The sequence below is a fragment of the Shinella sp. NM-101 genome (genome assembly GCF_021401195.1).
Classification (GTDB): domain Bacteria; phylum Pseudomonadota; class Alphaproteobacteria; order Rhizobiales; family Rhizobiaceae; genus Shinella.
This window is the reverse complement of the sequence record NZ_JACBFT010000003.1, coordinates 314,442-333,293: the sequence shown is the minus strand read 5'-3', so window position 1 is coordinate 333,293 and position 18,852 is coordinate 314,442. Positions and strand designations below refer to the sequence as shown.

21 protein-coding genes and 1 tRNA gene are annotated in these 18,852 nt (G+C 66.1%); 10 read left to right on the top strand and 12 right to left on the bottom strand.

What is annotated here, in order from left to right:
• Positions 1-10 precede the first annotated feature (10 nt).
• From L0976_RS08650 to L0976_RS08625, 6 genes are all read left to right on the top strand, one after another.
• Positions 11-601 carry a TadE/TadG family type IV pilus assembly protein gene (locus L0976_RS08650; RefSeq protein ID WP_370643607.1) on the top strand — a complete coding sequence of 197 codons (591 nt, stop codon included), beginning with the start codon at positions 11-13 and terminating at the stop codon, positions 599-601.
• Positions 602-645: 44 nt separating this feature from the next.
• The gene (locus tag L0976_RS08645) at positions 646-1,209 is read left to right on the top strand and encodes a TadE/TadG family type IV pilus assembly protein (protein WP_203317227.1); all 564 of its coding nucleotides are present in this window, start codon (positions 646-648) and stop codon (positions 1,207-1,209) included.
• Between the two features lie 105 nt (positions 1,210-1,314).
• Positions 1,315-2,544 (top strand): phosphopentomutase, encoded by a 1,230-nt coding sequence (locus L0976_RS08640; protein ID WP_234186943.1) that lies wholly within the window; start codon positions 1,315-1,317, stop codon positions 2,542-2,544.
• Positions 2,545-2,552: 8 nt separating this feature from the next.
• Complete coding sequence (locus L0976_RS08635; protein ID WP_255695855.1) at positions 2,553-3,509, top strand: adenosine deaminase; 957 nt, start codon at positions 2,553-2,555, stop codon at positions 3,507-3,509.
• A 106-nt stretch (positions 3,510-3,615) separates the two neighbouring features.
• A complete protein-coding gene (gene upp / locus L0976_RS08630; RefSeq protein WP_203317224.1) occupies positions 3,616-4,245 on the top strand; it encodes a uracil phosphoribosyltransferase in 630 nt (209 codons plus the stop codon).
• A gap of 132 nt (positions 4,246-4,377) precedes the next feature.
• Complete coding sequence (locus L0976_RS08625; RefSeq protein WP_234186941.1) at positions 4,378-4,914, top strand: TIGR02281 family clan AA aspartic protease; 537 nt, start codon at positions 4,378-4,380, stop codon at positions 4,912-4,914.
• Here L0976_RS08625 and deoA read toward each other — a convergent pair.
• Genes deoA through L0976_RS08590 form a run of 7 tightly spaced genes read right to left on the bottom strand, consistent with a single transcriptional unit; the run spans position 4,904 to position 11,830 of the window.
• Positions 4,904-6,217 (bottom strand): thymidine phosphorylase, encoded by a 1,314-nt coding sequence (deoA, locus tag L0976_RS08620; RefSeq protein ID WP_234186940.1) that lies wholly within the window; start codon positions 6,215-6,217, stop codon positions 4,904-4,906. The two genes, L0976_RS08625 and deoA, sit on opposite strands and share 11 nt — an antisense overlap.
• A gap of 1 nt (position 6,218) precedes the next feature.
• Complete coding sequence (deoC, locus tag L0976_RS08615) at positions 6,219-6,992, bottom strand: deoxyribose-phosphate aldolase (protein WP_234186939.1); 774 nt, start codon at positions 6,990-6,992, stop codon at positions 6,219-6,221.
• Positions 6,985-7,797 (bottom strand): purine-nucleoside phosphorylase, encoded by an 813-nt coding sequence (locus L0976_RS08610; RefSeq protein WP_234186938.1) that lies wholly within the window; start codon positions 7,795-7,797, stop codon positions 6,985-6,987. The genes deoC and L0976_RS08610 overlap by 8 nt, the downstream gene beginning before the upstream one ends.
• Positions 7,794-8,186: a cytidine deaminase gene (locus tag L0976_RS08605; protein WP_203317219.1), complete on the bottom strand. Its 393-nt coding sequence runs from the start codon at positions 8,184-8,186 to the stop codon at positions 7,794-7,796. The genes L0976_RS08610 and L0976_RS08605 overlap by 4 nt, the downstream gene beginning before the upstream one ends.
• Position 8,187: 1 nt before the next feature.
• The gene (locus L0976_RS08600) at positions 8,188-9,159 is read right to left on the bottom strand and encodes an ABC transporter permease (RefSeq protein WP_234186937.1); all 972 of its coding nucleotides are present in this window, start codon (positions 9,157-9,159) and stop codon (positions 8,188-8,190) included.
• Between the two features lie 5 nt (positions 9,160-9,164).
• The gene (locus L0976_RS08595; RefSeq protein WP_203317217.1) at positions 9,165-10,298 is read right to left on the bottom strand and encodes an ABC transporter permease; all 1,134 of its coding nucleotides are present in this window, start codon (positions 10,296-10,298) and stop codon (positions 9,165-9,167) included.
• On the bottom strand, positions 10,295-11,830 hold the full coding sequence (locus L0976_RS08590) for an ABC transporter ATP-binding protein (RefSeq protein ID WP_234186936.1): 1,536 nt from the start codon (positions 11,828-11,830) through the stop codon (positions 10,295-10,297). The genes L0976_RS08595 and L0976_RS08590 overlap by 4 nt, the downstream gene beginning before the upstream one ends.
• Before the next feature lie 138 nt (positions 11,831-11,968).
• Here L0976_RS08590 and L0976_RS08585 point away from each other — a divergent pair, with 138 nt between their 5' ends.
• Complete coding sequence (locus tag L0976_RS08585) at positions 11,969-12,187, top strand: SlyX family protein (protein ID WP_203317215.1); 219 nt, start codon at positions 11,969-11,971, stop codon at positions 12,185-12,187.
• Between the two features lie 54 nt (positions 12,188-12,241).
• Here L0976_RS08585 and L0976_RS08580 read toward each other — a convergent pair whose 3' ends face one another.
• The 3 genes from L0976_RS08580 to L0976_RS08570 all read right to left on the bottom strand — a co-directional run bounded on the left by L0976_RS08580 (position 12,242) and on the right by L0976_RS08570 (position 14,464).
• Entirely contained in the window at positions 12,242-13,234 is a 993-nt protein-coding gene (locus L0976_RS08580) for a BMP family protein (RefSeq protein WP_203317214.1), read from the bottom strand.
• A 233-nt stretch (positions 13,235-13,467) separates the two neighbouring features.
• Positions 13,468-14,118 (bottom strand): peptide-methionine (S)-S-oxide reductase MsrA, encoded by a 651-nt coding sequence (gene msrA / locus L0976_RS08575; RefSeq protein WP_234186935.1) that lies wholly within the window; start codon positions 14,116-14,118, stop codon positions 13,468-13,470.
• Between the two features lie 31 nt (positions 14,119-14,149).
• Entirely contained in the window at positions 14,150-14,464 is a 315-nt protein-coding gene (locus L0976_RS08570; protein ID WP_234187066.1) for a hypothetical protein, read from the bottom strand.
• Between the two features lie 236 nt (positions 14,465-14,700).
• Between L0976_RS08570 and L0976_RS08565 the strand changes: the two genes are divergently transcribed.
• A tRNA-Ser gene (locus L0976_RS08565) sits at positions 14,701-14,790 on the top strand.
• 165 nt (positions 14,791-14,955) lie between these two features.
• On the opposite strand, the gene L0976_RS08560 is transcribed toward L0976_RS08565, so the two are convergent.
• On the bottom strand, positions 14,956-15,159 hold the full coding sequence (locus L0976_RS08560) for a CsbD family protein (protein ID WP_203317212.1): 204 nt from the start codon (positions 15,157-15,159) through the stop codon (positions 14,956-14,958).
• Between the two features lie 167 nt (positions 15,160-15,326).
• Between L0976_RS08560 and L0976_RS08555 the strand changes: the two genes are divergently transcribed.
• Positions 15,327-15,791 (top strand): DUF3597 domain-containing protein, encoded by a 465-nt coding sequence (locus L0976_RS08555; RefSeq protein WP_234186934.1) that lies wholly within the window; start codon positions 15,327-15,329, stop codon positions 15,789-15,791.
• 108 nt (positions 15,792-15,899) lie between these two features.
• A complete protein-coding gene (locus L0976_RS08550) occupies positions 15,900-17,069 on the top strand; it encodes a nucleotide sugar dehydrogenase (RefSeq protein WP_234186933.1) in 1,170 nt (389 codons plus the stop codon).
• On the opposite strand, the gene L0976_RS08545 is transcribed toward L0976_RS08550, so the two are convergent.
• Positions 17,070-18,752 (bottom strand): aconitase X, encoded by a 1,683-nt coding sequence (locus L0976_RS08545; RefSeq protein WP_203317209.1) that lies wholly within the window; start codon positions 18,750-18,752, stop codon positions 17,070-17,072.
• Positions 18,753-18,852 lie beyond the last annotated feature (100 nt).

Below are 18,852 nucleotides of genomic sequence, written 5' to 3'. Positions count from 1 at the left end.
ACGGATCGCGATGTCGCTCGATCATGACGCAACTACCCGCCGACGGCCTATGAAGGGCCTGTTCGGGCGCTTTTTCGCTCGCCGCGACGGCGCGACGGCCATCGAATTCGCCATCCTCGTCATCCCTTTCTTCGTCATCCTCTTCGCCTCGCTCGAGACCTTCGCGGCCTTCATGGGCGATCAGTTGCTGGCCACCGCCACGGACACGATGGCGCGCAAGATCCGCACCGGCGAAATCCGCCCTGGCCTCGCCGAGAAGGATTTCCGCAAGGCGTTCTGCGAGGAGATCAAGATCCTGATGCCGTGCTCGGCGGCCGAGATCATAACGCCGAACAAGCTGCTGCTCGACGTGCGCCATTTCAACAACTATGCGGACATCCCGCAAACCGTTCCGCTGGTCGACGGCGATCTCAGCACGAAGGACTTCAAGTTCGATCCCGGCGGCAAGAAAACGATCAACATCGTGCGCGCCTATTATCGCTGGGACATCATAACCGACCTCGTGCGCCCGCTGCTCTCCAACATCCGCTCGGCCGACGGCTCCCGCCAGAACTACCTGATGGTGGCGACCGTCATCATGCAGAACGAGGACTATCCGTGATGCGGGGACACGCTTCGTCTGCGACGGCCGGAAAGGACGCAACCTTGCGGGGCAACGGGGTGCTATTGCGGCTGCGCCGTTTCGTCGAGGATCGCCGCGGCGTCGGCGCCATCGAATTCGCCATCGTCGCGCCGCTCTTGATCATGACCTATATCGGCGCCTTCGAGATCACCGTCGCGGTCACCATGTCGCGCAAGATCGGCCGGGCCTCAAGCACCGTCTCCGATCTCCTGACGCGCAACGAGACGACGAACACGGCGACGCTGGATTCGATGAAGGACGTGACCAAGAACATCATCGCGCCCTTCTCGCAGGACGGCTACACGCTGAAGGTCACCGGCATCGCCATCGATGCCGCCGGCAAGGCGACCATCGCCTGGTCGCGCGACCAGAAGGCGGCCACGCCCTACACCAAGGGAAATTCCGTAACCCTGCCCTCGGACATGGATGCCAAGAGCACGTTCATCGTGCGCACGGAGCTCACCGTACCGCATACGATCCTGCTGATGGCGCCGGGGCTGACCTCGAACCTCAACAAGCTCGACCTCTCCAAGACGAGCTATTTCCGCCTGCGCAGCGGCACGGCGGTCACCTGCAGCGATTGCTGATACGGCGGCGCGATTTTTCTTGAACGCCTCGCGGCGCCCGTGTCATGTCAGACAGTCAAGCCGTCCCGCTTGCCGGGGCGGACGCGACCAGACGACAGGTGATCCATGGCGCGAGCCTTTCTCTTCGTTCTCGATTCCTTCGGCATCGGCGGCGGCCCGGATGCGAAAGCCTTCGGCGATCTCGGCGCGAACACGCTCGGCCACATCGCCGAATTCTGTGCGGCGGGCGCCGCCGACCGGGCGGGCCTGAGGCAGGGGCCGCTGCGGCTTCCCAACATGTCGGCGCTCGGCCTTCTGCATGCCGCCCGCGCGGCGACCGGCGCCTTTCCGCCGGGCATGGAGGTGCCGCAGCGCGTCTTCGGCTATCACGGCGCGGCGAGCGAAGTGTCGAACGGCAAGGACACGCCGTCCGGCCACTGGGAGATCGCCGGCACGCCCGTCACCTTCGACTGGGGCTATTTTCCTTCCGATGGCGATGCCTTCGAGCCTGATCTGGTGGAGGCGATATGCTCGGCCGGCAAGGTGCCCGGCATCCTCGGCAACTGCCACGCCTCCGGCACCGACATCATCGCCCGGCACGGCTTGGAGCACATGCGCAGCGGCAAGCCCATCTGCTACACCTCGTCCGATTCCGTCTTCCAGGTCGCCGCGCACGAAGACGCCTTCGGCCTCGACCGGCTGCTCGCCTTCTGCGAGACCGTCCGCAAGATCCTCGACGAGCGGCCGGGCGGACGCATCGGCCGGGTCATCGCGCGCCCCTTCACCGGCGAAACGCCGGAGACCTTCGAGCGCACCGGCAACCGGCGCGACTATTCCGTGCCGCCGCCGGAGCCCACCCTGCTCGACCGGCTGACGGATGCCGGCCGCACCGTGCACGCCGTCGGCAAGATCGGCGACATCTTCGCCCACCGGGGCATCGGCACGCTCACCAAGGCCAACGGCAACATGGCCCTTTTCGACGCGACGCTGCGGGTGATGGACGACGCCCGGGATGGCGACCTCGTCTTCACCAATTTCGTCGACTTCGACATGCTCTACGGCCACCGCCGCGACGTGCCCGGCTATGCGGCGGCGCTCGAGACCTTCGACCGGCGCCTGCCGGAGATCGACCGCAAGCTCAAGCCCGGCGACATCGTCCTCCTGACCGCCGATCACGGCTGCGACCCGACCTGGCGCGGCACCGACCACACGCGCGAGCGCGTGCCGATCATGAGCTTCGGTCCCGGCATCCGCTCGCGCCGCATCGAGACGCGAACGACCTTCGCCGACATCGGCGAGAGCATCGCCCGCCATCTCGGCATTCCCCCCGGCCCGCACGGAAGGAGTTTCCTGTGACAGGACGCATGGCCAAGGCGGAGCTCCACTGCCATATCGAAGGCGCGACGCCCCCTGCCCTGGCGCTTGCCCAGGCGGAGCGCTACGGCATCGACACGTCGCGCTTCATCCGTGACGGGCAATACGCCTGGGAGGATTTCACCAGCTTCGTCGAGAGCTATGACGCGACCGCCAACCTCTTCCGCACGGAGGAGGATTATGCGCTGCTCGCCGAGACCTACCTCACCGGGATCGCAGAGGACGGCGCGATCTACAGCGAGCTGATCGTCTCGCCGGACCAGGGCGATGCCGTCGGCATCGGCGCGGATGCCTATATCAGCGGCCTTGCCGAGGGCGCGCAGCGGGCCAAGGTAAAGACCGGCATCGAAACGCGGTTCCTCGTCGTCGGCATCCGGCATTTCGGGCCGGAGCGGGTGGTGAAGGCGGCCGAATATGCCGCGCGCCGCCCGCACCCGCTGGTCACGGGCTTCAACCTTGCCGGCGAGGAGCGCATGCACCGCGTCGCCGACTTCGCGCGGGCCTTCGACATCGCCCGCGATGCCGGCCTCGGCATCACCATCCATGCCGGCGAGCTTTCGGGCGCCTTCAGCGTGCGCGACGCGCTCGACCATGTCCGCCCCTCGCGCATCAGCCACGGCGTGCGCGCCATCCAGGATGGCGACCTCGTGAAGCGGCTGGCGGACGAGGGCGTGGTGCTGGAGGCCTGCCCCGGCTCGAATGTCGCGCTGAAGGTCTTCCCGGATTTCCAAAGCCATCCGCTGCGGGCGCTCCACGCGGCCGGCGTGCGCGTCACGCTCAATTCGGACGACCCGCCCTTCTTCCACACTTCGCTCGCGCGTGAATACGAGGTCGCCGCGTCGATCATGGGCTTCAGCGACGCGGAGATCCTCGGCATGACGCGAACCGCCATCGAGGCGGCCTTCGTCGATGCGCCGACGCGGCAGAGGCTGCTTTCCGCCCTCTGAGGCCAAAGCCGGCTGGGGATGTCGCCTCCGGCCGCCTGTCTTCTCTTGCGGGCTTCTGCCGTTCCGTGGAAAAAGAAACGTTCGGTTATTTTTCGGAAGGTTGGCCATGGACGGCGTTACAGTCATCGATCACCCGCTCGTGCAGCACAAGCTGACCATCATGCGCAAGAAGGAAACGTCGACCGGCAGCTTCCGCCGCCTGCTGCGCGAAATCTCCACGCTCCTGTGCTATGAGGTCACGCGCGACCTGGAGCTGACCACCGAGCGCATCGAGACGCCGCTGGAGGTCATCGACGCGCCGGTCCTGGAAGGCAAGAAGCTGGTCTTCGCCTCGATCCTGCGCGCCGGCAACGGCCTTCTCGAAGGCATGCTGGAGCTGGTGCCCTCGGCCCGCGTCTCGCATATCGGCGTCTACCGCGACCATGAAACGCTGGAAGCCGTGGAATATTTCTTCAAGGCGCCCGACAGCATCGACGAGCGCCTCGTCATCGTCGTCGATCCCATGCTGGCGACCGGAAACTCGGCCATCGCCGCCATCGACACGCTGAAGGAACGCGGCGCGAAGAACATCCGCTTCCTCTGCCTGCTGGCGGCGCCCGAGGGCATCAGGAGCTTCCGCGCGCATCACCCGGACGTGCCGGTCTATACCGCCTCCATCGACCGCCAGCTCAACGAGAAGGGCTATATCGTGCCCGGCCTCGGCGATGCCGGCGACCGCATGTACGGCACGAAGTAGCGGGCAGGCCTTAACGCCTTCTTTACCAAGCCGAGCGAAGATCGTGGAGGGGCGCGCCGTCGAGCGCCCCTTTTGCCGTTCGTTAGCCGGACGCGTGCTATTTCGGGACAAATCCTTCCGGAGACCTGTCCCATGTTCGTTCGCAGCCTCGTTCTTCTCGTCGGTTCGGCCATCGCCGCGGCCACCTTCGTGCCGGGCCTTGCAACCCGCTATCTCGAACACGCCGGCGCCGCGCCGCAGGCGAAGGTCGAGAAGGCATCGGCACCGGCGGCACAGGATGCCGCGCGCTATACGGGCAACCGCAGCGCCGTGATCGGCGCCGATGCGAGCGGCCATTTCACCGGACTCTTCTCCATCAACGGCCGCAAGGAAGAAGGCATGGTCGACACGGGCGCCAGCATGGTCGCCCTCAACGTCTCGACGGCCCAGCGCATCGGCATCGACAAGGCCGGCCTCGACTTCCGCTATGCCGTCGAAACCGCGAACGGCAAGGCGCGCGCCGCCTATATCCGCCTGGACCGGATCGAGATCGGGCCGGTGAAGATCGAGAATGTCGGCGCCATGGTGCTCGACGACGCGGCGCTTTCCGGCACCCTGATCGGCATGAGCTTCCTGAAGGGACTTTCCTCCTACAAGGTCGAGGAGGGGCGCCTGCACCTCACGCGCTGATGCGCGCGCGTATTTCCGGCGCCGCCGCCGGTGCTTCCGGCGTGATCCGGTAGAGGCCGGAGAGCCGCTCCGCGGCGCGTGCCGCATCGGCCTGCCCGGCCGCGTGCACACGGCCGATCTCCTCGCCCTTCTCCACCTTCGTTCCGAGCGGCCGGAGCCGGTCGAAACCGACGCGGTGGTCGATCCCGTCGCCGGGCCGGCTGCGCCCGCCGCCAAGCTCGATGACCGCAAGGCCGACGCCGCGCGTGTCGCAGGCGGAGAGATAGCCGGCTGCGGAGGCAAGGACCGGCCGGACGACCGGGGCCGGCGCCAGATAGGCGTCCGCCTTCTCCACGAAATCAGCGGGCCCGCCGATCGCATGCACCATGCGCCCGAAGGTTTCCGCCGCCGCGCCGCTGGAAAGCGCCCTACCCGCCTTCGCCTGCGCAGCCGCAAGGTCCGTTTCGAGCCCCGACAGCACCAGCATCTCCGCCGCGAAGGCGAGCACGATGCGCTGCAGGCGCGTCCCGGCCTTCTCGCCCTTCAGGAAGGCGATGCAGTTCGCGACCTCGACCGCGTTTCCGGCGGCATCCGCAAGCGGCTGGTTCATGTCGGTGATGAGCGCGGCGGTCTTCACGCCCGCCCCGTTCGCAACCTCGACCAGCGAGCGGGCAAGCGTTTCGGCTTCCGGTGCCTCCGCCATGAAGGCGCCGTTGCCGACCTTGACGTCCAGCACGAGCGAGCGGAGACCGGCGGCGAGCTTCTTGGACAGGATCGAGGCGGTGATCAGCGGCACGGAATCCACCGTCGCCGTGACGTCGCGGATCGCGTAGATGCGCTTGTCGGCCGGGGCGAGATCGGCGGTCTGGCCGATGATCGCGCAGCCGACGTCCCTAACGGTGCGGCGGAAGAGGTCCGCCGGCGGCATGATCGCGTAGCCCGGGATCGATTCCAGCTTGTCCAGCGTGCCGCCGGTATGACCGAGGCCGCGGCCGGAGATCATCGGCACGGCAAGGCCGCAGGCGGCCGCGATCGGCGCCAGCATCAGGGACACGTTGTCACCGACGCCGCCCGTGGAGTGCTTGTCGGCGATCGGCCGGTCGATGCCGGACCAGTCGAGCACGTCGCCCGAATCGCGCATGGCCAGCGTCAGCGCGACGGTCTCCTCGCGCGCCATGCCCTTGAACCAGACGGCCATGGCGAAGGCCGCGACCTGCCCTTCGGAGACGCTGCCATCCGTGATGCCGGAGACGAAACGGGCGATCTCCTCCGGTGCGAGAGGCTCGCCGGCGCGCTTGCGGCGGATCGTCTCCTGCGGCAGCATCTCAGTAGCCCGCGGTCGCCGGAGAGGCGGGCTGGTCGGCGAGCACGGAAAGGACGTCTCCCAGCAGGGCGGAGGCGCCGAAGCGGAACGTCCGCGGCGTCGCCCAGCCTTCGCCGAGGATCGAGGCGGCAAGGGCGAGGTATTCGCCCGCATCGACCACGGTCCGCACGCCGCCCGCGGGCTTGAAGCCGACCGGCCTGCCACTTTCCCTGATCGCGGCCAGCATGATCCGGGCGGCAGGAAGCGTGGCGTTGACGACGGCCTTGCCGGTGGAGGTCTTGAGGAAGTCGCTGCCGGCGGCGATGGCGAGGTCGGAGGCCTCGCGGATCAGCGCGGGGTCCTTGAGTTCGCCAGTCTCCAGGATGGCCTTCAGGATGACCGGCGGCGTGCAGGCGGCCTTCACCGCCGTCACCATCTCCGTCACGGCCGCTTCGTCGCCTCTGATGAAGGCGCGGTAGGGAATGACGAGGTCGATCTCGTCCGCGCCGTCGGCAATCGCCTGCCGTGTCTCGGCAACGACGTCGGCAACCGGCAGGTCGCCCGCGGGAAAGTTGACGACGGTTGCGATCTTCACCGAATGCCCCTTGCCGAGAAGTCCGCGCGCCTGCGCGACGAAACGCGGCCAGATGCAGATGGCCGCCACGGTGCCGAAGGGTGTCCTGGCCTCTTCGTAAAGCCTTTCGATGGCCGCGGCGTCGCAGGTCTCGCCAAGATCTGTCAGGTCGAGCAGGGAGAGCGCCTTCCTCGCCGTCTCCTTCGCGCCACGCTCATGCATGGTCCCTGCCCTCGCCCGCGATCACCTCGGAGAGGATGGCGGCGAGCCGCTTTCCGCCGATGGGGGCCATGTCCTTGGTTTCGTGATGGCTGAGTTCGGCGCCCGTCATGCCGGCGCCGAAATTGGTGATGACCGAGGCGGCCGCGACCTTGAGGCCGAGATGCCGGGCGATCAGCACCTCCGGCACGGTCGACATGCCGACGGCATCGGCGCCGAGGACGCGCGCCATGCGGATTTCCGCCGGCGTCTCGAAGCTCGGGCCGGAGAACCACATGTAGACGCCGCTCGAAAGCGGAATGTCGAGCTTCGCCGCCGCAGCCTCCATGCGCGCGGCAAGGTCGCCGTCATAGGCGTTCGTCATGCCGACGAAGCGGTCGTCGCTTTCGAGGCCGATCAGCGGGTTGGTGCCGGAGAAGTTGATGTGGTCGGCAATGCGCATCACCGAGCCGGGCGGCATGTCCTCGCGCAGCGAGCCGGCCGAATTGGTGAGGATCAGCGCGGTGACACCGAGTCCCTTCAGCACCTCGATCGGCGTGCGCATGGCATTGGCGTCGCCCCGCTCGTAATAGTGCACGCGGCCGGAGAGCATGACGACCGGCACGGCACCGAGGAAGCCGATGACCATTTCGCCGGCATGGCCCGAGACGCTGCTCTGCGGAAAGCTCGGCAGGTCGGAATAGGGGATGCGCAGCGGATCGCGCACGGTCTCCACCAGCGTGCCGAGGCCGGAGCCGAGCACGATGCCGTAGCGCGGCGCGACGCCGCCGAGGCGGGAGATCAGGAGGTCGGTGGTTGTCGTGCTCATCCGATCGTGTCCGTCGCAAAGCTGCTTGGCAGCAATTCTTCCATGGTCATGGTCTTCTTCACGCCGGTCTCGTCGCACAGATAGATCGGCGTCTTCGCCGCGGCGAATTCCGCGATCTTCTGCCGGCAGCCGCCGCAGGGCGGGCAGAGCGGCAGCTTTTCCGCGATGACGGCCATCTCGACGATCCTCTTCGCCCCGCCCATGATCATCTGGCTGATCGCGGTCGGCTCGGCGCACCAGCCCTGCGGGAAGGAGATGTTCTCGATATTGGCGCCGGCATAGATCTTCCCGTCCTCGGCGCGGATCGCCGCGCCGACCGGGAACTTGGAATAGGGCGCATAGGCGAGGCGCATGGCCGCGCGCGCCGCCTCGAAGAGGTCGTGGGACATTTCATCGCTCCTTGACGTAGGGCACGCCGCCGGCCTTGGGCGGAATGGCCTTGCCGATGAAACCTGCGAGCAGGATCACGGTCAGGATATAGGGCAGCGCCTGCATCAATTGTACCGGCACCTTGCCGATCAGCGGGAAGGCGTAGCCCTGGTAGCGGATGGCGAAAGCATCGAGGAAGCCGAAGAGCAGGCACGCGAAGAGGATGTTCTTCGGCCGCCACTTGGCGAAGATGAGGGCAGCGAGCGCGATATAGCCCTTGCCCGCCGTCATGCCCTTGGTGAAGCCGGCATTGGCGGCGAGCGACAGATAGGCGCCGGCAATGCCGCACAGGATGCCGCAGCAGATGACCGCGCGGTAGCGCAGCCAGATCACCGAGATACCGGCGGTGTCGACCGCGCCCGGATTCTCGCCGACGGCGCGCAGGCGAAGGCCGAAGCGCGTGCGATAGAGGATCCACCAGCTCACCGGCACCATCAGGAAGGCGAGATAGGTGAGCGGCGAATGGCCGGAAAGAAGGCCGGAATAGAACGGGCCGAGGAACGGCACCTCGCGCAGCGCATCGGCGAAGGGAAGCTTGATCGTGCCGAAGCGGCCGTCCGCCGAAAGCGCCGGCGTGCGCCCGCCCTGGCGGAACCACGCCTCGCCGAGGATGACGGTCGAGCCGGCGACGACGAAATTGATGGCGACGCCCGAGACGATCTGGCTGCCGCGCTGGGTGATCGAGGCATAGCCGTGCACCAGCGAGAGCAGCACGGAGACGAGGACGGCGGCAAGCAGGCCCATATAGACGGACTGGGTGATGTAGGCGACGGAGCCGGCGGCAAAGGCCGCGCCCAGCATCTTGCCTTCGAGGCCGATGTCGAAGACGCCGGCCCGCTCGGTGAAGAGGCCGGCAAGGGCGGCGAGGATCAGCGGCGTCGAGACGCGGACGGTCGATTGCGCCAGCTCGATGAAGACCTGAAAGAATTCCATGGCGATCAGGCTCCCTTGGTGGCGGCGACGTCGCGCGCCTTCGGCGAAAGGCCGAGGACGATGCGCGTGATGGCCGGGCGGAACATGTGCTCCAGCGCGCCGGCAAACAGGATCACGAGCCCCTGGATGATGACGATCATGTCGCGGGAGATCGACGGCATCTCGAAGGAGATCTCCGCCCCGCCCTGGTAGAGCATGCCGAAGAGAAGGGCGGCGGGAATGATGCCCGCCGGATGCGAGCGGCCCATCAGCGCCACGGCGATGCCGACGAAGCCGGCGCCCTGCACGAAATCGAGCTGCATGCGGAACTGTTCGCCCATGATCGGGTTCAGCGCCATCATGCCGGCAAGCCCACCCGAGATCATCATGGTGATGATGATGATCCGCGACTCCTTGATGCCGGCATAGCGCGCGGCGGCGGGGCTGTGGCCCATGGTGCGCATCTCGTAGCCGAGCTTCGTGCGCCAGATCAGCACCCAGACGCCGAAGGCGGCAAGGAGCGCCAGCAGGAAGGAGATGTTGAACGGCGCCGAGCCGACGGAAAGGCCGAAGATCGACATCAGCCAGTCGAGCTTGGGCAACTGCCCGCCCGTGTCAAAGGTGCGGGTTTCCAGCGACATGGAGCCGAGCGGCTTGAACACCTTGTTGAGCAGGTAGTTCATCAGGCTGGCGGCGATGAAGTTGAACATGATCGTCGTGATGACGATGTGGCTGCCGCGCCTGGCCTGCAACCAGCCGGGGATGAGCGCCCAGAGCGCGCCGAAGAAGGCGGCGCCGGCAATCGCGATGGGGAAGACGAGATACCAGGGCAGCGTTCGGTCGAAGGCAAGGCAGGCGAGCGCCACGCCGATGCCGCCGACATAGGCCTGCCCCTCGCCGCCGATGTTGAAGAGGCCGCAATGGAAGGCGACCGCCACGGCAAGGCCGGTGAAGATGAAGGTCGTCGTGTAGTAGAGCGTGAAGCCGATATATTCGCCGCGCCCGAAGGCGCCGTTGATCATGTGATAGGCGGCCTCCAGCGGGCTTTCGCCGACGATTAGCACGACGAGGCCGGAAATCAGGAAGGCGACGGCGAGGTTGACCAGCGGGATCAGGCCGTATTCCGCCCAGGCCGGCAGTTTCGCGTGAGGGACACTCATTCCGCGGCCTCCTTGGGGCCTTCCACACCGGCCATCAGCAGGCCGAGTTCTCCTTCGGTGGCATCGGGCGTGCGCTCGCCCACCACGCGGCCGGCGAACATCACGAGGATGCGGTCGGACAGCGCGCGGATCTCGTCGAGCTCGACCGAGACGAGCAGCACCGCCTTGCCCTGGTCGCGCATCTCGATGATGCGCTTGTGAATGAATTCGATGGCACCGACATCGACGCCGCGCGTCGGCTGGCCGATGATCAGCACGTCGGGGCCGCGCTCCATCTCGCGCGCCAGCACGATCTTCTGCTGGTTGCCGCCGGAAAAGTTCGCGGTCTTCAGCCGCGGGTTCGGCGGGCGGATGTCGTAGGCGGCGATCTTCTCCTCCGCGTCGGCGCGGATGGCGTCGATGTCGAGCAGCAGGCCCTTCCGGTACTTCGGATCGTCGTGATAGCCGAGGATGGCGTTCTCGCTTTCCTCGAATTTCAGGACGAGGCCGACATGGTGCCGGTCTTCCGGCACATGGGCGAGGCCGCGCTTGCGCAGTTCGGCCGGATCGGCATTGCCGATCACGTCGACGGGGCTGCCGTTCAGCATCACGGTGCCGGATGCGGCGCGGCGGATGCCGGAGATCGCCTCCAGCAGCTCCGACTGGCCGTTGCCGGCAACGCCGGCGATGCCGACGATCTCGCCCGCGCGGATATCGAAGGAGACGTCGTCGACCATGGTGACGCCGCGGCTGTCGCGCACGGTGAGGTTCTTCACCGAGAGCTTGACGTCGGCGGGCCTGGCCTCGCCCTTCTCGACGCGAAGGAGGACGCGGCGGCCAACCATCAGCTCGGCCAGCTCCTCGACGGACGTCTCCTTCGTCGTGCGCGTCGCCACCATCTCGCCGCGGCGCATGACCGAGACCTCGTCGGTGATCGCCATGATCTCGCGCAGCTTGTGGGTGATGAGGAGGACGGTCTTCCCCTCCTCCTTCAACTGCCGGAGGATGCGGAACAGATGGTCGGCCTCGGCCGGCGTCAGCACGCCCGTCGGCTCGTCGAGGATGAGGATGTCGGCCTTGCGGTAGAGGGCTTTCAGGATTTCCACGCGCTGCTGGATGCCGACCGGCAGTTCCTCGATCACCGCGTCGGGATCGACCTCCAGCGCATATTCCTTCTCCAGGCGCTTCAGTTCGGCGCGCGCCTTGGTGATGCCGGCATTGAGGATCTGGCTCTCCTCGGCGCCCAGCATGATGTTCTCCAGCACGGTGAAGTTCTCCACCAGCATGAAGTGCTGGTGCACCATGCCGATGCCGGCCGCGATGGCCGCGTTCGGATCGCGGATGTCGACCTTGCGCCCGTCGATCACGATGTCGCCGCGGTCGGCCTGGTAGAAGCCGTAGAGGATCGACATGAGGGTGGACTTGCCGGCGCCGTTTTCGCCGATGATGCCGTGAATGGTGCCCTTGCGGACCTTCAGGTCGATGTTCCGGTTGGCGTGGACGAGGCCGAAGCTCTTGTCGATGCCCTTCAGTTCGATTGCCAGTTCGTTCATGACGATCCACTCTTACGGGGATTTGCGGCCTGCCGGTCCCAGTCTTGTTGCTTCCGGAGCGCTTGTCCAGTCCGATTGCGGGCCACGGCGCCAGCCGCTATAGCTCGTCCCCGGCTGATCGAAGAGGAGAGCCAGACCATGTCCGACCTTCCCGAAGCGGCCCGGCGCATCGCCCGGCTGGAAGAGCACGTCGCCCACCAGGCCCAAACGATCGAGGAACTCTCCGACCAGCTTGCCGAGCAGTGGCGCGTCGTCGAGCAGCTCCGCTCGAAGCTCGACCGGCTGACGGAACGTTTCCTAGTGCTGGAAGAGGGATCTCTCGAGGCCCCGGCCGTTACCCGTCCCCCGCACTACTGACGCGCCGGGACGGAATCGGCCCGCCTGCCATGGCAGACGGGCCGCCCGACGCCCTTAGTAGGGGCAGGTCTCGTCGGACATGTAGTCGTGCACCTTGACCGCGCCGGAGATGATGTCGGCGCGCGCCTTGTCGACGGCGGCCTTCATTTCCGGGGTGATGAGCGGCGCGTTGTTCTCGTCCATGGCGACGTCGACGCCGTTCTCCTTGAGGCCGAAGACGTTGACGCCGGGCTCGAACTTGTCGTCCTTGGCCGACATGAAGGCATCGTAGACGGCGACGTCGACGCGCTTGACCATCGAGGTCAGCACCTTGCCGGGATGCAGGCCGTTCTGGTTGGAATCCACGCCGATGCCGAGCTTGCCGGCATCGACCGCGGCTTGGAGGACGCCGACGCCCGTGCCGCCGGCGGCGTGATAGACCACGTCGGAGCCCTGGTCGAACTGGGACTTGGCGATCTCGCCACCCTTGACCGGGTCGTTCCAGGCGTCCGGCGTCGTGCCCGTATAGGCTTCGAGGACCTTGTAGTCCGGGCCGAGCGACTTGGCGCCGCCGATATAGCCGCAGGCGAACTTGTGGATCAGCGGGATATCCATGCCGCCGACGAAGCTGACCGTCTTGGTCTTGGAGGCCATGCCCGCCAGGATGCCGGCAAGCCAGCCGCCCTCTTCTTCCTTGAAGACGACCGAGCGGACATTCGGCTTGTCGAGGACCATGTCGATGATGGCGAACTTGGTGTCCGGATATTCCGCGGCGACCTTCTCAAGCGCTGCGGACCAGGAGAAGCCGGCCATGACGATCGGGTTGTTGCCGTCGCCGGCGAAGCGGCGGAGCGCCTGTTCGCGCTGCGCGTCGTTGGCGATCTCGAAGTCGCGGTATTCGATCCCGGTCTCGTTCTTGAACTTCTCCGCGCCGTTGAAGGCCGCTTCGTTGAACGACTTGTCGAACTTGCCGCCGAGGTCGTAGATGATCGCCGGCTTGATGTCTGCGGCGAACGCGCTCGCGGACATCGCGGCCGTGGCAAGGAGAGTGAGAAGGGTTTTTTTCATTGTGCAGCCCTGTTCGCTATTGATCTTATAGGGACCTTCCGCGTGGGCGCCCGGAGAAGGCGCGCGCCGGAGCCACCGACCCTTTCCCTTGGGTCAGGCTGGCGGCATCCTTGCATGCCTCCGGGAAAAATTCACCAGAAATTTTTCAGTTGGTAAAAAATATGAACCGCCGCGATCGACGGTGGAGAACCTCGTTCGCGGCGGCCCCAGCCTGCTTGAAAACAGGGCGGCGATCAGCCGATGGCGCAGGCGACGCCCGTGCCGCGCAGGCCGCAATAGCCGCCCGGATTCTTGGCGAGATACTGCTGGTGCACCTCCTCGGCGAAGTAGAACGGCCCTGCCGCGGCGATCTCGGTGGTGATGCGGTCGGTGCGGCCGGCCGCATGGAGCGCGGCCTGATAGACGTCGCGCGCGCGGCGCGCCGTTTCGAGGTCGGCCTCGTCGCCGAGGTAGATCGCCGAGCGGTAGGTCGTGCCGATGTCGTTGCCCTGGCGCATGCCCTGGGTCGGGTCGTGCGCCTCGAAGAAGGCCTTCAGCAGGGTTTCCAGCGAGACCGCGGCGGGATCGTAGACGACGAGCACCACTTCCGTGTGACCCGTCAGCCCGGTCGTCGTCTCGTGGTAGGTCGGGTTCGGGGTGAAGCCGCCGGCATAGCCGGCCGCCGTCACCCATACGCCGGGGATCTGCCAGAGCAGGCGCTCGGCGCCCCAGAAGCAGCCCATGCCGAGCAGCACGGTCCTGAACCCCTCCGGATACGGCCCCTTCAAGGGCCGGCCGTTGACGAAATGGGTCGCGGATGTGGGGACGGGCTCGTCGCGGCCGGGCAAGGCCGCTTCGGGCGCGGGCATGGCAGTCTTCTTGTTGAACATGTCGATCAGGAACATCGTGGCCTCCGGGCCGGAACGGTAAAAGGAATCAGACGGTGAAGCGGCCCGCGACGGGCGGGCGCTTGTAGGCAAGCGTCCAGAACAGCAGCGAGACGGCGAGCAGCACCGCGAAGGCGGGCTGCGAGAGCACCCACATGGCCGCCGGGTCCCAGGCATAGGGGAAGTTGCGCATGATGCCGTCGGCGACGAGGGCGATCGTGCCCGGGCTTGCCGTGCTCCAGGCGACGGCGAGCGGCGTCAGCACCGGCTCGGACGCCGAGACCGACTGGATCGCATCGATCGCGCCCGCCATCACGGCGACCACGAGGGCGAAAAGACTGAGGGTCCTCAGGACGAACCGTATCATCGCACCCTCCCGGTGCCGCCTGCGCGAGCCGAAATCCGCTCCGCTTCATTGCTGCCTTAAGATAGGAAGACGGCCCGCCCTGCGCAATCCTTCGCGCCGCCGCGGAACATCCTTCAAAAATCTGTCAGAAAGCGGTTGATCCTGCGGCAAACCTCGGTATATATCGCGCCGTCTCGCCGGAATGGAAACAGGAAAGCGACCCGCGCCGGACTGACCACCGGCAGCGAGCGGACGGACAGGTGGCCGAGTGGTTGAAGGCGCACGCCTGGAACGCGTGTATAGGGGAAACTCTATCGAGGGTTCGAATCCCTCTCTGTCCGCCATAACCTTTGATTCATTGCATTTTTTTGACGCTTTAACAGTTGCCGCATCCTGGAAAGCCGCACGCCCCATGGTGAGGGCGAGCGGTTGAGCACGACGTGCGGCAAAGGGTTGCGACCGGACGGTGCTCATGCACGTCTCAAGCGCCGACGGCTGGCCCTTGTGTCTTACCAGGACTGACGGCCGTACCAGTCGTCGATGTCCTTCTTCGTCTGGTCCTTTGCGTAACCGTAGCGCTCCTGGATCTTGCCCTCGAGCTGGTCGCGCTTGCCGTCGATCACATCAAGATCGTCGTCAGTGAGCTTACCCCACTGCTCCTTGATCTTGCCTTTGACCTGCTTCCAGTTACCTTCTACTCGGTTCCAATCCATTGAAATATCTCCTGATTGTCCAGCGCAGAGATAACGTCGGGCACAAAGGATGGTTCCAGGTGGATCGGAAGCGGGTCAGGCGTCCGCTGTTTGCCCTTGCCCCACGTGGCCATCGCTATAACTTTACCAGAGGTCTCAGAAAGAGGCCCAAACGAGAAGGACGCACCATGGGTATTTTCAGCTCCATCAAGGAAAAGCTTTTCGGCAAAGCCGCCGAACCGGCTTCGGTCGAAACCGCATCGGCAAAGACGATCGGGAGTGCCGGCGTGGCGCCGGCGACCGCCGACATGTCAGGCACTCCTTCTTTGAAGGATGAAGCCAACGCTACGCTCGCGGGAACACCTGCAGCGACGCCGCAGCCGGCCCCGGCAGGCAATGTCGACGTGGCCGCCATTCTCGACGCCGCCGTCAAGAAGAACGGCCAGAAGCTCGATTGGCGCAAGTCCATCGTGGATATGATGAAGGCGCTCGGCATGGACGCCAGTCTTCAGGAGCGCAAGGAACTGGCCGACGAACTTGGCTATACCGGCGACAAGAATGATTCCGCTGCAATGAATATCTGGCTGCACAAGGCGCTGATGAAGGCTCTTGCCGATAACGGCGGCAAGGTTCCGCCCGAATTGCTGACGTGATCCCCGCCATCTGGCTGTAATCATCCCCGGCTATACCCCGCGGCACGGACCGGAAGCCGCGATTCGGCTTCCGGTCTGGCAGGATCAACGCGCGTCGACGGGGTCGCCATGGTCAATATCGCGGTTGCCGGCATCGGTTATGTCGGGCTTTCCAATGCGGTGCTGCTGGCCCAGCACAACGGGGTGACCGCCTATGACATCGCCCCCCACCGGGTCGATGCGCTGAATGCCGGCATCTCCCCCATCGCGGATGCCGAGATCGAGGACTACCTGCGCGAAAAGCCGCTGCGCCTGCGCGCGACGACGGACAAGGCCGAAGCCTTCGCACACGCCGATTTCGTCGTCGTCGCAACGCCCACCAACTACGACCCGGAATACAACCATTTCGACACGAGCAGCGTCGAGGCCGTGGTCGAGGATGTGCGGCAGGTCAATGCGAGCGCCACGATCGTCGTCAAGTCGACGATCCCCGTCGGCTATACGGCGTGGCTGCGGGCGGCGCGGGGCGACGAGCGCATTGTCTTCTCGCCGGAATTCCTGCGCGAGGGCAAGGCGCTCTACGACAACCTCCATCCCTCCCGCATCGTCATGGGGGCGGATACGCCGGAGGCGCGGCAGTTCGCGGGGCTCTTGCAGCAGGGCGCGGTGAAGGAAGACGTGCCGGTGCTCTTCACCGGCTCGGGCGAGGCGGAGGCGATCAAGCTTTTCGCCAATACCTATCTCGCCATGCGCGTCGCCTATTTCAACGAACTCGACAGCTACGCGATGACGCATGGCATCGACACGCGCCAGGTCATCGAGGGCGTGGGGCTCGATCCGCGAATCGGCGGGCACTACAACAATCCCTCCTTCGGCTATGGCGGCTATTGCCTGCCGAAGGATACGCGCCAGCTGCTCTCCAATTTCAGCGACGTGCCGCAGAACCTCATCCGCGCCATCGTCGATGCCAATACGACGCGCAAGGATTTCCTGACCGCCGACATCGTCGGGCGCGATCCTGACGTCGTCGGCGTCTACCGGCTCGCCATGAAGAAGGACTCGGACAATTTTCGCGAGTCCTCCATCCAGGGCATCATGAAGCGCATCAAGGCGAAGGGCATTCCGGTCATCATCTACGAGCCGGATTTCGGGGAGGAGACGTTCTTCCGCTCCGAGATTGTCCGCGACCTTCAGGACTTCAAGCGCCGCGCAGACGTCATCCTCACCAACCGGCATGCCGAAGAACTCGATGACGTTGCGGACAAGGTCTATACGCGCGACGTCTTCGGAAGGGACTGATCAGGAAAGCCAGGCCGGCAGGCGCGGCGGCACGCGGCCGGTCAGCGCCGCCTCGATGCAATCGGCAAGATTGCCGAAGCGCACGCTGCGGCCGGAAAGGCCCGGGCCGTAATGGGCATACTTGCCGGAATTGGTGATGAGCGTGCGCGTCTTCGGCGGGAAGACCGGCTCGGAGATCGAGCACCAGCAGAGATCCGGCAGGACCTCGACGCCGCTTTCCCTTAGCCGACTAAGCACATCGCCAGCCCCCGCCATGACGTCGCGGCCCGCCGTGACGATCACGGAAATGCTTTCGTGCCGCTTGCGCCCGCCGAGCGCGTCGGCCAGCGCCCGGCATTCGGAGGCCGAGGCATGCGGGCTGCCGATGGCGACGAGTTCCACCTCGGCCGGGCCGTCGTTGAACATCGTCCAGACCTCGACCATGTCGGCGCGGGTGATGGACACCTTGTCGGCGTCAGTGGCGGCCGCATCGTCCGCCTCGGGGGTGACGCCCTCGATATGCAGCATCGGTGCGGCGGAGGTCGTGCCGAAGGCGGCGCAGAGGGCCTTCAGGTCGTCGCGCGTCGGCCTTGCGGCGGCAAGGCCGGTGAGCAGCGGAATGCGGTCGGGCGCGGCGCGGCCGGCGAGATAGCCGACGAGCGGCCAGAAGGCGTCGTCCACATTCTCCGGCAGTTCGACGTCGATGATGCGCTTTGCCTTGCGGTGCTTTTCGAGATAGACGCCGGACAGCGGCGTGCGGCCGGTCAGCGCGATGCAGAGGTCGAGGAAATCCGGGTGCTTGGCCGTGCGCGCGCCAAGCACGGTATTGGCGAAGATCACGGCATTGGATTCCGCCCAGGCGATGGCCTCGCCGGTTTTTGGCGCGCTTTCCAGAAGGTAGGGGGAACAGGTGAAGGTCGGGCGGCAGCCCATGCGCACATAGGCGTCGGCAAGACGGGCGGCCGGATCGCCGAAATCGTGCGGCACGCCCTGCTTTTCCCAGTTCGCCCGGTCGACGGAAATGGCGTTCATCGTGGTCGGCACGCGCACCTTCGCGCCCATGTCGGCCATCTTCTCCGCGAAGGTGAGGTTGGCGGGGCTGGCATAGATGCAGCCGTCGATATGGCCCTGCACCACGTCGACCAGTCTCGTCGCGCCCTGCTGCGCGGCCATGGCGGCGGTGATGCGCAAGGCGAGCTGCACGGCGATGCCGTCGCGGCCGTCCAGCATGGCGCGGTCGTCCTCGGTGAGGTCGAGCGCGGCGGTGGCCGGCGGTGCGACGGGGATGGTGAGGCCGTCCGCCTCGATGCTCGTCTCGCCGATCCTTGCCGTCTTCGCGCGACAGAGCGCGTCGAAGGCGTCATGCGACAGGCGCAGCACCGGCAGCGAGTTGCCGAACATTTCCGCGGCGATCAGCGCGCCGAGCGTCAGCACGTCCTCGGCCTCGCTGAAGACCAGCGCTGCGGGCGCGCGGCCGGTCAGCGCGAGGTCCAGCAGCACGCCGGAGCCGGTGCAGGAACCGCGGCTCGACGGCATCATCAGGATGCCGCCGGTGATCGTCACGCCATGCAGCGGGTGGTGCACGTCGATGACGCGGCCGGTCGCCGGATCGACGCCGCCCCAGAAGCTCAGCGCCTCCCCGGCGGCGATGATCGGGCCGGAGGCTGTTCCGGCGAGGATGCTGCGGGCGGAGAGGTCGGCCATGGCGTTGTCCCTAGGGGTTGTCAGGGAAAAGGGGAATCCGGTTTTCCCGAAAAGACAACCGAAAACAGAGATCCAGAGTCTGGCCGGTCCATCTTGAACC

Coding starts and splice junctions, on each gene's coding strand:
- L0976_RS08650 (WP_370643607.1), top strand. CDS start 11: ATGTCGCTCGATCATGACGCAACTACCCGCCGACGGCCTATGAAGGGC.
- L0976_RS08640 (WP_234186943.1), top strand. CDS start 1,315: ATGGCGCGAGCCTTTCTCTTCGTTCTCGATTCCTTCGGCATCGGCGGC.
- L0976_RS08635 (WP_255695855.1), top strand. CDS start 2,553: ATGGCCAAGGCGGAGCTCCACTGCCATATCGAAGGCGCGACGCCCCCT.
- upp (WP_203317224.1), top strand. CDS start 3,616: ATGGACGGCGTTACAGTCATCGATCACCCGCTCGTGCAGCACAAGCTG.
- L0976_RS08625 (WP_234186941.1), top strand. CDS start 4,378: ATGTTCGTTCGCAGCCTCGTTCTTCTCGTCGGTTCGGCCATCGCCGCG.
- deoA (WP_234186940.1), bottom strand. CDS start 6,217: ATGCTGCCGCAGGAGACGATCCGCCGCAAGCGCGCCGGCGAGCCTCTC.
- deoC (WP_234186939.1), bottom strand. CDS start 6,992: ATGCATGAGCGTGGCGCGAAGGAGACGGCGAGGAAGGCGCTCTCCCTG.
- L0976_RS08610 (WP_234186938.1), bottom strand. CDS start 7,797: ATGAGCACGACAACCACCGACCTCCTGATCTCCCGCCTCGGCGGCGTC.
- L0976_RS08605 (WP_203317219.1), bottom strand. CDS start 8,186: ATGTCCCACGACCTCTTCGAGGCGGCGCGCGCGGCCATGCGCCTCGCC.
- L0976_RS08600 (WP_234186937.1), bottom strand. CDS start 9,159: ATGGAATTCTTTCAGGTCTTCATCGAGCTGGCGCAATCGACCGTCCGC.
- L0976_RS08595 (WP_203317217.1), bottom strand. CDS start 10,298: ATGAGTGTCCCTCACGCGAAACTGCCGGCCTGGGCGGAATACGGCCTG.
- L0976_RS08590 (WP_234186936.1), bottom strand. CDS start 11,830: ATGAACGAACTGGCAATCGAACTGAAGGGCATCGACAAGAGCTTCGGC.
- L0976_RS08585 (WP_203317215.1), top strand. CDS start 11,969: ATGTCCGACCTTCCCGAAGCGGCCCGGCGCATCGCCCGGCTGGAAGAG.
- L0976_RS08580 (WP_203317214.1), bottom strand. CDS start 13,234: ATGAAAAAAACCCTTCTCACTCTCCTTGCCACGGCCGCGATGTCCGCG.
- msrA (WP_234186935.1), bottom strand. CDS start 14,118: ATGTTCCTGATCGACATGTTCAACAAGAAGACTGCCATGCCCGCGCCC.
- L0976_RS08560 (WP_203317212.1), bottom strand. CDS start 15,159: ATGGATTGGAACCGAGTAGAAGGTAACTGGAAGCAGGTCAAAGGCAAG.
- L0976_RS08555 (WP_234186934.1), top strand. CDS start 15,327: ATGGGTATTTTCAGCTCCATCAAGGAAAAGCTTTTCGGCAAAGCCGCC.
- L0976_RS08550 (WP_234186933.1), top strand. CDS start 15,900: ATGGTCAATATCGCGGTTGCCGGCATCGGTTATGTCGGGCTTTCCAAT.
- L0976_RS08545 (WP_203317209.1), bottom strand. CDS start 18,752: ATGGCCGACCTCTCCGCCCGCAGCATCCTCGCCGGAACAGCCTCCGGC.